Source organism: Chryseobacterium sp. JV558, assembly GCF_033712365.1.
Classification (GTDB): Bacteria; Bacteroidota; Bacteroidia; order Flavobacteriales; family Weeksellaceae; genus Chryseobacterium.
In genome coordinates this window covers 37586-51966 of sequence record NZ_WJHU01000008.1, presented here as the reverse complement: position 1 = coordinate 51966, position 14381 = coordinate 37586, and the positions used below count along the sequence as shown (strand labels likewise).

General features: G+C 31.3%; 11 protein-coding genes. All 11 read left to right on the top strand.

What is annotated here, in order from left to right:
• The first annotated feature begins 108 nt into the window (after positions 1-108).
• The 11 genes from GFU89_RS20345 to GFU89_RS20295 all read left to right on the top strand — a co-directional run bounded on the left by GFU89_RS20345 (position 109) and on the right by GFU89_RS20295 (position 14093).
• Positions 109-828: a polysaccharide biosynthesis/export family protein gene (locus GFU89_RS20345; RefSeq protein WP_318848866.1), complete on the top strand. Its 720-nt coding sequence runs from the start codon at positions 109-111 to the stop codon at positions 826-828.
• 3 nt (positions 829-831) lie between these two features.
• Positions 832-3171 carry a polysaccharide biosynthesis tyrosine autokinase gene (locus GFU89_RS20340; protein WP_318848865.1) on the top strand — a complete coding sequence of 780 codons (2340 nt, stop codon included), beginning with the start codon at positions 832-834 and terminating at the stop codon, positions 3169-3171.
• 2 nt (positions 3172-3173) lie between these two features.
• Entirely contained in the window at positions 3174-4142 is a 969-nt protein-coding gene (locus GFU89_RS20335; protein ID WP_318848864.1) for an SDR family oxidoreductase, read from the top strand.
• A gap of 21 nt (positions 4143-4163) precedes the next feature.
• Complete coding sequence (locus GFU89_RS20330; protein WP_318848863.1) at positions 4164-5456, top strand: nucleotide sugar dehydrogenase; 1293 nt, start codon at positions 4164-4166, stop codon at positions 5454-5456.
• Between the two features lie 39 nt (positions 5457-5495).
• Complete coding sequence (locus GFU89_RS20325) at positions 5496-6905, top strand: lipopolysaccharide biosynthesis protein (RefSeq protein WP_318848862.1); 1410 nt, start codon at positions 5496-5498, stop codon at positions 6903-6905.
• 2 nt (positions 6906-6907) lie between these two features.
• Complete coding sequence (locus GFU89_RS20320; RefSeq protein ID WP_318848861.1) at positions 6908-7903, top strand: polysaccharide pyruvyl transferase family protein; 996 nt, start codon at positions 6908-6910, stop codon at positions 7901-7903.
• Positions 7893-8909 (top strand): glycosyltransferase family 2 protein, encoded by a 1017-nt coding sequence (locus GFU89_RS20315; RefSeq protein ID WP_318848860.1) that lies wholly within the window; start codon positions 7893-7895, stop codon positions 8907-8909. The genes GFU89_RS20320 and GFU89_RS20315 overlap by 11 nt, the downstream gene beginning before the upstream one ends.
• Positions 8890-10155, top strand: a complete 1266-nt coding sequence (locus GFU89_RS20310; protein ID WP_318848859.1) for a hypothetical protein — start codon at positions 8890-8892, stop codon at positions 10153-10155. The genes GFU89_RS20315 and GFU89_RS20310 overlap by 20 nt, the downstream gene beginning before the upstream one ends.
• Positions 10130-11212 carry a glycosyltransferase gene (locus tag GFU89_RS20305; protein WP_318848858.1) on the top strand — a complete coding sequence of 361 codons (1083 nt, stop codon included), beginning with the start codon at positions 10130-10132 and terminating at the stop codon, positions 11210-11212. Before GFU89_RS20310 ends, GFU89_RS20305 begins: the two co-directional genes overlap by 26 nt.
• Positions 11209-12333, top strand: coding sequence for a right-handed parallel beta-helix repeat-containing protein (locus GFU89_RS20300; RefSeq protein ID WP_318848857.1), 1125 nt, complete (start codon positions 11209-11211; stop codon positions 12331-12333). Before GFU89_RS20305 ends, GFU89_RS20300 begins: the two co-directional genes overlap by 4 nt.
• Before the next feature lie 659 nt (positions 12334-12992).
• Complete coding sequence (locus GFU89_RS20295) at positions 12993-14093, top strand: glycosyltransferase family 4 protein (protein WP_318848958.1); 1101 nt, start codon at positions 12993-12995, stop codon at positions 14091-14093.
• Positions 14094-14381: the final 288 nt, after the last annotated feature.

The window sequence follows — 14381 nt, the reverse complement described above, 5'->3', positions numbered from 1 at the left end:
TTGAAGTTAACTCAAGTAGACTTAGAACAAAAACATATGAATAAAACTATTATTGCATATATATTACTGTTGTCGGTTACTTTACTATCATGTAGACCGAAGCAAAATATGGTATATATATCGAAACATAATATGGAGGAGGAAGTTGCAAAAGCAAAGTTCCAGGGCTTACATATTCAGGAAGGGGATGTGCTTTTAATTCTTGTTTCTGCACTGGATGAAGTTGCAGTAAAGCCATTCAATCTTAATACTACAAATAAGGTAGGGAGCAATTCAAATACAGGAATAAATCAATATGCACAACCAAGTGAGTATTTGGTAAATGAGGAAGGAAACATATATTTCCCTGTAATAGGAAATGTATATGCGAAAGGAATGACACAGATACAGCTGAAAAATGACCTTGAGGCTCGACTTAAAAGATATCTTACAGATCCTATGGTGAGTATTACTCTGAAAAATTTTAATGTGAGTATCTTGGGTGAAGTTAAAAACCCGGGTCAGAAAGAAAGTGTTTCTCAAAAGATTAACATCTTTCAGGCGCTAGGTCTTGCTGGTGATATGACAGATTTCGGAGATCGTACCAATGTAAAGCTTATCCGTACGGGTGATGATGGAACTGATCAAATTGCAAATGTTGACCTTACCAGATCTGATATTGTAAGTTCTCCGTACTATTATATGAAACAAAATGACATATTATATGTACAGCCGGACAAGAATAAACAGGTTCAGGCTAACTCAAATCCGAACAGAGCTCTTACATTCCAGATTATTGGTGCATTATTAACGGCGGGTACGCTTATTATTGCTTTAACACGAAGATAAAATATGCAGAAGATAGAATTTCAGGAAAAGGAAGATAGTTTGAATCTAAAAAAAGTTATCTCTCAATACCTATATAAATGGCCATGGTTTATTGCCTCTATTTTAGTTTTTGTTATTGGAGCTTATATCTATCTTAGATATAGTGTTCCTCAATATCAATCAACAACGACTCTTAAGTTTGATAAAAAAGAAAATAATCTTTCCTCGGCATTGTCTGATCTGGAGAATCTTGGTATGGGACTAGGTAATGCTGATGAATTGAAAAGTGAGGGAGCTGTTGTCACCTCACGACCTATCCTCATGGAGGTTGTGAAAAATCTTAATCTTAGTGTAGAATATTTCAATACAGGAGAAATTAAAGATTCACAACTATTTAGTAAAATCCCGGTTGTTGCAAAAGTACTATCATATAATAACAATGAGAATTTTAAATTTTCAGAATATACAATGATAGACTTAAAAGGTGATGAGTTTACGCTTCAGAATGAGAAAAAGGCAACTTTTAAAGGTAAATTCAATACTCCTCTGAATTTAGATTTTGGAATAGTAATGTTTCAGAGAAATTCTGGTGTTCCTTTTAAATCAAAATATAAAATAGTTTTTTGGAATCCTATTGAGAAAGTAAAAAAATTAGAAAAAAAGGTTGTAATAAATTTACCAGATGAAAAAGCCATGTTAATGGAGATAAATCTGATAGGATCTCTTCCTGAGAAATCGGAGGCTATTCTTAACGAGGTGACTAAGCAATATAATCTGGATGGTCAGAAAGATAAAAATTTACAAGCTCAGAATACTCAGGAATTCATTGATAAAAGACTGGAAGTAATTACCAAAGACCTTTCAGGGGTAGAAAATCAAAAAGAAGATTTTGAGAACCGTAATCGTATTGTAGACATTCAGGCACAGGCAGAACTGGCATTACAGAATACAAGTGATAATACTAAAGTTCTCCTTCAGCAGCAGGCTCAGCTGGATCTTCTGAATTCACTTTCAGGAGAAGCTTTAAAAGGTAATAACCAGCTTATGCCATCCAATCTTGGGTTGAATCCTTCTCTTGAACAAACAATATCTCAGTATAATTCATTGATTATCAGTAGAAATAAAACCCTTAAACAAGCTACCAATGAAAACCCTGCTATTATCGAAATGAACAGGGAAATTGCTTCTTTAAAGGATGTAATCCGTGATAATATCCGTGAGCAGAAGCAAACAGTGCAGACAGGTATTTCTCAGCTACAGAACCAGATCAATACTAACAACAGTATGATTGAAAAAGTTCCCGGACAGTCTAAAGTCTATAGAGGAATTGAGCGTCAGCAAAATCTTAAAGAACAGTTATTTTTATTTCTCCTTCAAAAAAGAGAAGAAAATGCAATCAATTTATCAGTAAATGTACCGAAAGCTAAAATTGTAAACCCTGCATTTACAGAGGATATTCCTGTATCCCCTAAAAAAGATATTATCCTTTTAGGAGCCTTATTACTTGGTATATTATTTCCTTTTGCAGTTTTATATTTCCTTTTCATGCTGGATGATAAGATTTATACCAGAGATGATATTAAAGAACGTTCAGAATTGGGTGTATTGGTAGATATTCCTTCTCTTAAGGATAATGAAAACCATTTGATACAGAAAAACGACTTTTCCGAGTTGGCTGAAGCCTTCAGGGTACTTGTTTCCAATTTGAAATTTGTATTGCCGGTAAAAGATACAGCTAAGGTGGTTATGGTAACTTCCTCGGTAAAAGGAGAAGGGAAAACCCTGGTTTCTGTGAATCTTGCGCTTACCATTGCGAATAAAAATTCAAGAGCACTTCTGATAGGTTCTGATATCCGTAACCCACAGATCCAGCGATATGACAGTGAGCCAACCAAAAGAAAAGGTCTTACAGAATATTTATATGATAATTCTGTAAATGTTGAAGAACTTATCCATACATCTACTACCAATCCATCATGTGATGTCATTTATGCCGGAGCAATTCCTCCTAACCCTCAGGAGCTGCTTTCTAACGGAAGATATCAAAAACTTATTGAGGAGATGTCATCTCAATATGCTTATATCATTATAGACTCTGCACCACTTATGCTGGTTTCAGATACTCTTAGCATTGTTGACACGGCAGATGCAACATTATATGTTGTAAGATCTGGAGTATCAAGAAATATTTTGATCGATTTTGCTAATGATCTGGTGAGAGACTCTAAGTTGAAGAATGTATCTTTTGTTATTAATGATGTTTCTAAACGTGCAGGAGGTTACGGATACAACTATAGTTATGGATATGGCTACAGTCAAACAAATGATAAAAAAAGTTGGTGGAGCAAAATTTTCAAATCATAAAAATGAATAAAATTTTAATTACAGGTGGAGCGGGTTTTATCGGTTCTAACTTAACAGAGTATTTTTTAAATAAAGGGTATTATGTAGCGTGCTTGGACAATTTTGCAACAGGACACCGTCATAATATTGAACCTTTTCTTGAAAATCCAAACTATCAGCTTATCGAAGGAGATATCCGTGATTTGGAAGTTTGTCAGAAAGCAGTGGAAAATGTAGATTATATTCTGCATCAGGCTGCACTTGGTTCAGTTCCCAGATCTATTAAGGATCCTATTACAAGTAACGATGTGAATGTTTCAGGATTTTTAAATATGCTGACTGCTGCACGCGATGCCAAAGTAAAACGTTTTGTATATGCTGCTTCCTCATCTACCTATGGTGATTCTACATCATTACCTAAAGTGGAAGATGTTATCGGAAGACCGTTATCACCGTATGCCATTACCAAATATGTGAATGAATTATATGCAGATGTATTTGGAAAGACTTATGGGTTGGAGTGTATTGGCTTGAGATATTTTAATGTATTTGGAAGAAGACAGGATCCTAACGGAGCTTATGCTGCTGTGATTCCTTTATTCATAAAACAATTAATCAACCATGAATCACCGAAAATTAATGGTACAGGTGATTTTTCCCGTGATTTTACATACATTGACAACGTTATTCAGATGAATGAGCTGGCCATGCTTACTGAAAATCCGGATGCTGTGAATACAGTTTATAATACGGCAGTGGGTGATCGTACAACATTGAATGATCTGATTGGATATCTCAAAAAATATCTGAGCGAATTTGATGGTGAGATTGCCAACATTGATGCTGTCCATGGTCCGAATCGTGTAGGAGATATTCCGCACTCATTGGCATCGGTTGAAAAAGCAGAAAAATTGTTAGGATATAAACCTAGCCATAATATAGATAAAGGCTTAAAAGAAGCAATCAACTGGTATTGGACAAATTTAAAGTAAACATTTTTTAATTGAATCTTTATGAAGAAAGAACATAAAATTGCTATTATAGGGCTAGGATACGTAGGATTGCCTTTAGCTCGTTTGTTTGCCACTCAATATCCGGTTGTAGGTTTTGATATCAATCAGAAAAGGATTGCAGAATTGAACACAGGGGTAGACAGTACTTTGGAAGTGGAAAATGAAGTATTGGAATCTGTATTAATTAAGAATAATCCTTTTAATCAGGGAACTGAAAAAGGATTATATTGTTCAGCTGAGATCAAGGATATTCAGGATGCGGACATTTACGTTATTACTGTCCCAACTCCGGTGGACCAACATAACAGACCTGACCTTACTCCGCTGTATAAAGCCTCAGAGACTGTAGGAAAAGTATTATCAGCAGGTGATATAGTGATTTATGAATCTACGGTATATCCCGGAGCTACCGAAGAAGAATGTATCCCTGTGCTGGAAAAAGTTTCGGGAATGGTCTTTAATAAAGACTTCTTTGCTGGATATTCTCCTGAACGTATTAATCCTGGTGATAAGGAACATACTGTTGAAAAGATCTTAAAAGTTACCTCAGGTTCAACACCTGAAATCGGGGAAATAGTAAATAATTTATATCAGTCTGTTATCGTTGCGGGGACTCATTTGGCTCCAACAATCAAAGTTGCAGAAGCTGCCAAAGTAATTGAAAATTCACAAAGAGATATTAATATTGCCTTTGTAAATGAATTGGCGAAAATATTCAATCTTTTAGATATTGATACTCATGCAGTATTGGAAGCTGCAGGAACCAAATGGAACTTTTTACCTTTCAAACCAGGGTTGGTAGGAGGACACTGTATTGGTGTAGATCCTTATTATTTGGCTCAGAAAGCTCAGGAAAAAGGGTATCATCCTGAAATTATATTAGCAGGACGCCGTCTTAACGATTCCATGGGACAGTATGTAGCTTCTCAGTTATTGAAAACCATGATTAAAAACAAGGTGACGATTAATGGTGCTACAGTTTTGAATTTAGGAATAACTTTCAAGGAAAATTGCCCGGATGTTCGTAATACGAAAGCAGTAGATGTGATTCATGGACTTGAAGACTATGCTTTACAGGTAACTACTTTTGACCCGTGGGCTAATCCTGATGAAGTAAAACACGAATATGGATTAGAGGTCGTGAATGAAATTCCACAGGAAAAATATGATGCTATTATACTTACCGTTGCACATAAACAATTCAATGATCTGGATTTAAAAAATCATTTAAAAGAAAATGGAATAATTTATGACGTAAAAGGAATCTTAGAAGAAAGTGATTCAAGATTATAAATAAATATGAAACTGAAATAAATATTTATTACTATAATAATGAATAGCAATACTTTACTAAAAAGTACATTAATATATACAGTTGGTAATTTTGGATCTAAGATTTTATCTTTTCTATTAATTCCTATTTATTCCTACTATCTTTCCAGAAAAGAATTAGGAGAATATGACTTAGTGTTAACAAGTGTCAATTTATTAGTTCCTTTTGTCTCTTTGCAGATGAATGAGGCCATTTATCGATGGTTTCTGGATAAAGAAAACGAGAAAGAAAATTATATTGATAATATATTTAAGCAGTGTAGTATTTTATTATTGATTTCCTTTATCAGTTTTGAACTATTGCTTTATCTGGCTGGAATTTTTTATCATATTCCTTACCAGAAAGAATTATCCCTATTGATTATAAGTTCATGTTTATTGCCCTTTTTTCAACAAATATTAAGAGGGCTAGGGTTAACGAGATTCTATTCATTTATAGGAATTATAAATAGTTTTTTTATATTTTCTTTTAGTTTACTTTTCTTACTAACCGATATATTTCATGATAAGGTACAAGGGATATTTTATGCCCTTTTTATCAGTAATTTTATTGCAATTTTATTGATGTTGTTCAAAGTAAGCTTTCTGTTTAAAAAATATGTTAGTATAAAAATCAACTATCCATTACAAAAGCAGATCCTATTTTATTCACTTCCATTAATATTGAACTCCATAAGCTGGTGGGTAATCAATGCTTCAGACAGATATATTATTTTAAAATTTTTGACAATAGAGGATAATGGTATTTATGCTGTTTCTGCAAGACTTCCCGCTATTCTGACGATTTTTAATACCGTCTTTATGCTGGCCTGGCAGGATATGGCAATCTCCGGAAATGATCCTAATAATCCTTTTTTCTCAAAGCTGTTTAATAAATATATCGCTGTAAATATTGGCTTATCAACTATTTTAATAGCTGCAACTCCATTAATTACGGAAGTTTTATTTGATTCAAAATTTTATGAATCCTGGAAATATGCTACTCTTCTGTATATAGGATCTTGCTTTTCGTCGATTTCCGGCTTTTTAGGTGCTATTTATTTAAAAACCAAATCAACGAAAGGAATTTTTATTACAAGTATGATAGGGGCGTTGGTGAATGTATTTATTTCTATGGCTTTTATTAAGTATATTGGCCTGTATGCACCTGCTTTAGGAACATTTGTAAGCTTCTTTGTCATGTTTGTTATAAGATATAGACAGACTGCTGAGATTTTAAAATTAGATATAGATATTAAGTCTTTCATCATACAGCTGTTGGTAGTTTTTAGTATAATTATATTGCTATACGTAAACAGCAGCCATTTAATTTCAATATCATTAACGGTATTATCGTTGTGCTTGTTCGGTTATTTTAATAAAGATATTTTTAAGAAAGTCTTTAATAAATTAAATTCTCTAAAAAAATAAATATGAATTCCAATAAAGAAAATATAAGACAATTAAAAAATATAATATCTGCTCAGCTTACTCCTCTCATTGATAATGATTTTATTCTATTGGATATACCTAATCATAGAAATATTGGAGATTCTTTAATTTGGAAAGGAGAATTAGAGTTTTTTAAAACATTATCCCATAAGTGTATTGGGCAGTACAACAGATATACTTTCAAAAAAAGTGATATAAAATCTGAAAAGACTGTTATTCTGTTGCATGGAGGAGGAAACTTTGGTGATATATATGAATCAAGTCAAAGTTTTAAAAGATACATTATTGAAAATTTCCCTAATAACAGGATTGTTGTTCTGCCTCAAACGGTACATTACAATAACGGAGAAAATTTAAAAAGAGATTTTGCTGTTTTCAACGCTCATCGTGATCTTTATGTATTGGTAAGAGATCAGCCTTCATATGATACTTTAAAAGCTAATTTTAATGAAGAAAGATTAAAATTAGCACCGGATATGGCTTTCTTTTTAGATTTTGATGCTGATATTAAAACCAGTTCTCCTGAAACAAGAAAGAACTTATATCTGAACAGAACTGATGCAGAAGCAATTAAAGATTCTTTTCAGAATGTTATTGAAGGTGAATATGATATAAAAGATTGGCCTACGTATAATTCTTCCTCAAAGAAAATGAATACCATTACCAATTATGTAGAAGCTCTGGACGGTAAGCTTTCAAAAGTCATCAAGTATCTGCCTGCCTCTTCTTTAATCATTGATAACGCCTATGGGTTCAAAAAGAAGAATGGAATGGATCTGCATATCAACCGTGGAAAGGAGTTTATCAATCAATACAATAAAGTATATACCACCCGTTTGCATGGGTTAATCCTTAGTATCTTATTGGATAAAGAGGTTGTTATCCTGGATAATGTTTATGGGAAAAGTAAAAATTTTTACGATGCATGGCTGAAGAATTTTAATAATGTTAAACTTTATGTAAAGAATGAGTCCTAAAATTTCGGTAATTTTACCTGCATATAATGCTGAACAGTATCTTAGAACAGCGGTAGACAGTATCCTTGCACAAAGTTTCAAAGACTTTGAGTTGTTGGTTATTAATGATGGTTCCATAGATTTTACAAAAGAAATCATATTAAGCTATAATGATGAAAGGATAACATACATTGAAAATGAAAAGAATTTAGGATTAATAGAAACCTTGAATAAAGGGATCTTATTATCAAAAGGTGAATATATTGCCAGAATGGATGCTGATGATATATGTGATTCATCCCGTTTTCAAATGCAGATAGATTTCATGGAGAAGAATCCCGAATATATTATCTGCAGTTCATCCAGAAAGGAATTTGCCCATTCTATTTCTCATTTTCATCTTAGTGTACTTCCGGTTGATGATACATCCATTAGGATACATTCAATTTTCAGTACTCCTTTTACCCATCCGGCAGTGATGTTCAGGGCTGGTATAATTAAAGACAATAATCTTTTTTTTGAAAAGGATTATAAATATGCTGAAGACTATCAATTGTGGATTAAAATTTTGCAATATGGTAAAGGATATAACTTTAGAATGCCTTTGTTGTATTATAGAGATACACCCAATAGTCAAACCAATGTTGGAACCAGCCAGATAGAACAGAGAAAGAGAACAATATCTAACATCCAGCAACTGGCTTTACAGCAGCAGAATATTGTTTTAGATCAAAAAGAATTAGATTTTATTTATATTCTGTCTTTATCCGATAAGATTAGAAATATCAGTTTTGAAGACTTTTCTGTAGATTTTATTCTTTCCTTCTTTAAGAAACTGTCTTTAAACCTGAAATCAAATTATCCGAATAATAAATTCAATGTTAATTTTGTTTTAGGTAAAAGATATCTTAAAATTTTATTATTTAACTTAAAAAGGTTACCATTTGCTCAGTTAATGAAGTTAGCATTTAATAGATTGACTTTTTTTGGAATATATGAATTGATAAATGAAAAGATTAGAAGCTAATAATATTATTAGACATAGTATGAATGTTTTTATATACTTCCTTTTTGTATATAATGTATCATTTGTTTTTTTGCCGTCTATCCTTAGAACGAGAGTGCTTCTTGGTCTTCTTGGTCTTGCTTTTTTTTTGAGTCAGACCAAAATAGCAATTCCTAAATCTTTTAGTCATATAATCCTTTTATGTTTCGCCTCAATATTACTAATAGTACTTACAACTGTTGTTAATAGCTATTTTGACCCACGTTTTATTGGAAATACTATACAGAATATTCTTTATTTATTTGGTGCTTATTATATGGTAATCCGAGTAAATATGGATAGGCTTTACGCATTAAAATTAATTGTTTTAGCAATCTTTTTGCACAATTTTTTGGCACTATTGATGTTTTTAAATCCTAGCCTGTTAGAGTTTGTTACTTCGATACAATCTACTGGAGATAAATTTGAATATGCATTAGGAAATGCTGTGAAATTTGGTACAAGATTTATCGGAATTGGTGCTGGAACATTTTTCTCGGGTGGTATTATCTCATCCATTGGAATGCTAATAGCAGCATATATAATTGATTCTATAAAAAAAGGTAAATTATTATGGATATTATTATATATTTTTATTTGCATTACTGGAATTTATATTGCAAGAGTAGCTTTCTTGGGAATCTTTTTATCTTTAGCATATTTGGTTATTAGTTATATTCTAAAAAAGAATTATAATAATTTACCTAAAATTTTTATTTACTCAACTGTGTTTGGAGTAATTGCTTTTAGCTATTTATTGACAAATTTAGATAGCTTAATGGCTTCGAATTCTTTTCGGCACTCTTTTGAAGTATTTATAAACTTATTTTCTTCTGGAGAATTAAAAACAGATTCTACAGAAGGAGTAAAAGCGATGTTGATATTCCCTTCTGAACTTAAAAGTATATTAATAGGGGATGGTCAGTTCTATTATGAAAACGGATCTTTTTATATGCATACGGATATCGGTTATTCCAGACTTGTATACTATTATGGAGTTTTTGGTATAGTAATTTACTTTTCATTACATTTTTATATTCTAAGATATAATTTAAAGAGATTCAAGCATGATAAAAGCTTTAAACTTTTACTTTGGGCATTAACTGTTTTATTAATAATCGGAAATTTTAAGGGCCTTTTAGATATTAACTGGATAATATTCATTTTTTATTGGTTGGCATTATATAAAACTAGAATTGAAAATGAAAATTTATCATATAATAAATAGTTTAAGATTTGGTGGTGCTGAAAGATTAGTAGTTGATCTTTGTACTGAATTATCTGAAGGAGGTTCAGACGAAATACACTTGTTATTATTAGATGATATTGATACCTCTCTAAAAAAAGAAGTAGAAAATAATGGAAAAATAAAAATTGAAGTAATTCCTTCAAAAAGTCTATATGACATCCGGATACCCTTTTTTATAAGTAGAATAGCAGCAGATGCGGATGTTATTCATTTGCATTTATTTCCTACACTATATTGGGGAGTACTGTACAAGCTTTTCTTTTCTGGAAAACAAAAAGTAGTATTTACTGAACATAGTACCGAAAATAACAGAAGATCTAAATGGTATTTTAAAAGAATAGAAAAATTTATTTACTCCAAATTAAATTCTATTATCTGTATTTCAGATTCCACAGAAAAAAATCTTATTCAGCATTTAGGATCTGAATTTAAGAAAAGGATGAAGGTCATAAATAATGGAGTCAATCTGGGTAGATTTTATAATTCAGAAGCTTATTCCCGGACTGCATATAATTTATCTGACAAAGATTTCTTAGTAATACAGGTAGCAAGTTTTAGAGCTGCAAAAGATCAGCCTACCTTAATCAGAGCACTTACATTGTTGCCGTCTCATGTAAAAGCAATTTTCGTAGGAGAAGGACCAGAGCTAGAAAACTGCAAAGAACTTGTTAAAAATAATGGGTTGGAAAATAGGGCCTTTTTTTTAGGTAACCAGGCTAATATCGCTGAACTCATCAAAATGAGTGATGTAGTCGTTGTATCATCACATTATGAAGGTTTTGGTATTGTAGCAGTAGAAGGTATGGCTTGTAAAAAACCTGTAGTTGCCTCAAATGTACCAGGGCTTTCAGAAGTTGTTGCAGAATATGGAATATTATTTGATAAAGGTAAAGAAAAATGTTTAGCAGAAGTAGTTAACAAGTTAAATAAGGATGAGGCTTTTTATAAAGAAGTATCAGAAAATTGTTATACAAGGTCAAATATTTTTTCTATTAAAGAAATTGCAAATCAATACAGAAAAATATATAAATTATGATAAAAACAATCAAATTATTTTTTTATATAGTCTTTCTATTTTCAATGAATTTATCTTGTGCTCAGGACAAATTCACATATAGAGAAGTACCGGATTCCTTTGTAAAAACAATGGATATTTCTTCATCAGTAAATCTTCTTAAAAATAAAGCTTTTAAAGTTGTTGATATTCTTCCTCCAAATTACAAGAAGGATGGTTCTGAAGATTACACTATATATCTGCAGAAAGCAATAGATGAAAATGCAATTGTATTATTACCAAATTTTCCTCTTTTAGTAAATGATAAAGGGATAAAACTTAACAACAATTCAGTTTTGTTGTTTGACAGTAATTCTCAAATTAAGTTAAAGCCGACTGACAAAGGGGGATATGCAATTATAAGTATTAATAATAAAAAAAATGTAAGTATATATAATGCAAAAATTATAGGTGATAGAAATGAACATTTAGGAACAAAAGGAGAATGGGGAATGGGTATCAGCATCAATGATGCCGTTGATGTTAAAATATATAATGCTGTTATTAAAAATTGTTGGGGTGATGGGATTTATGTAGGAGGTAAGAACTTTTCAACTAATATAAATGTTATTGGAGGTCTTATTGATAATAATAGAAGAAATGGAATTTCAATTATAGGTGGCGATAATATATTATTACAAAATTTAGTGATTTCTAACTCGAACGGGGCAAACCCTCAAACAGGGATTGATCTTGAACCTAATACTCAACAGAATAAGACACTAAATGTTACATTAAAATCAATCCTAACATTTAATAATAAATTGAACGGATTATCCTTTTATTTAGATAATTTGAAGGGTGATATGCAATCCAACAATGTCCAGATTTTAGTTGACGATTATAAAGATTTATATTCTACAAATGGCATGTCTTATTCCAATCGAAAATCACAAACAAAAAAATCTTTAAATGGGAATATTATGCTTAATAATATTGATTTAAAGTACAATGTGAAACCTTTTAGGTATTTATACAATAATTCTTCTTTGGATAATATTAATTTGAAGGTAAATGATTTTAAATCTGATAATAAAGATAATAAGGGGATTGTAACTGATTTACAAAAATTTTCACAGCAAAAAATAAAATACAATCAATAATTAATTTTGCTTTAAAATAAAGCATATAAAATATATTTATTTTATTGTTAATATTAATTTTTTCCAAAAAAGTGATAATGGAAAGATTTTTGCTATGATACTATTGCTTAAAAAACTTAAAAATTGAAATAGAAATTTTTTAGTATTCCTGAAATATTAAAAATATAATGAAATTGCTTATGAAACTTGAAAAACTGAAATATTCTGTAAACAATCAAATCATCTAATGTAAAATAGATGATATTCAAGGTATTCAATTACCAAAAAATAGCTGGCGAAGGTGTGATATGATGCACATTTATCTTCGCTGCAAAAAGCTGTCAAATCTCAAAAAACACGTATGCAAACCGGGAAATTAATGATTTTCGGGACAGTAATGATGCAATATTAATCCAAAACTAAGTTCTGTTTGAAATAAGTTTTGGATTAGTTGTGGTTCATAAAAATTATATTGTCTTTTTTAAAATCACCAATTAGTGAATTTGCAATAAATGAGTAAAAACAACAACACAAAATAGATTTATGAAGAATTTATTAATTAGTTCTAGGTTTTATAGAAATAATAATAAAAAAAATGAAAGAAGTTGAAAACTAAATTGATACGGATTACAACAGTGCCGCTTTCTTTAAAGATTCTACTGAAAGGGCAGCATCGGTTTATGTCAGAACATTTTGATGTAATAGGCGTTTCATCACCAGGTAAGGAGCTGGATGAAGTGAAAAAAGATGAAGAAATAGACGTAATAGCGATTGATATGTCTCGTAAGATTACTCCTCTTAAAGATATCAAATCTTTATGGAGTACTTATCGATTTTTAAGAAAGGAGAAACCACAAATTGTTCATACCCATACCCCTAAAGCTGGTATTGTAGGTATGTTGGCAGCAAGAATGGCAGGAGTTCCTCATCGGCTGCATACAGTAGCGGGTTTACCATTGATGGAGGTAACAGGCATGAAACGTCAGGTTTTAGATATTGTTGAAAAATTAACCTATGCTTCTGCAACCCAGGTGTACCCAAATTCAAAAGGACTGTCTGATTATATTATTGAGAACAAATATACAAACAAGTACAAGCTTAAAGTAATCGGAAATGGTTCATCAAACGGAATTGATACTTCATTTTTTTCACCTGAACAAGTTTCAGAAGATCAGAAAACTCTCCTCAAAGAACAATTGAAAATAAAAGATACAGATTTTGTTTTTGTATTTGTAGGGCGCTTAGTGGGAGACAAGGGAATTAATGAACTGATAAAAGCATTTTCTGTTTTAAATAAACAAGAAAATCAGCAGCATTCAAAATTATTATTGGTAGGTCCTTTGGAACAGGAGCTTGATCCATTATATCCGGAAACATTAAACGAAATAGAAAACAACCCGGATATTGTCTCTGTAGGTTTTCAGAAAGACGTTCGTCCTTATTTTGCAATTTCTGATGCATTGGTTTTTCCAAGCTATCGCGAGGGCTTCCCTAATGTGGTGATGCAGGCTGGAGCAATGGAACTGCCGAGTATAGTTTCTGATATCAATGGATGCAATGAAATTATTGTAGAAAACGAGAATGGAGTAATTGTTCCTGTAAAAGACAGTGAAAGTCTTAGAGAAGAAATGGAGAAAATGATCTTAGACAAAGATTATTATCAGACATTAAAAATGAATGCACGACCGATGATTGAAGATCGATTCGAGCAGTCAGTGATTTGGAATGCTATATTAAGCGAATATAACAAACTGATTAAGGAAAGAGAATTTCGTGCTTAAGATTTAATAAAGTTTGCAGTGTTGCATTATTAGAATTTATATTAAAAAGATCTGATGTGTTTAATAGTATGATAAATCCATCATCTTAAAATTTGATATTGAAATAAATATTTTTAGAGTAACAAGAATGTTGATTTTGTGTGTGTTTTTATAATTGACTTTCTTAAATGTTCTAAGATGATCTGTTAAAATGAGTGTTTAGAGCAGTTATATCTGAAATTTTTATGTTTGAAAATGTGTATTTTACAAATAGCTTTAAAAGAAAAGGAATGGGTTCCTTTGGAAAAA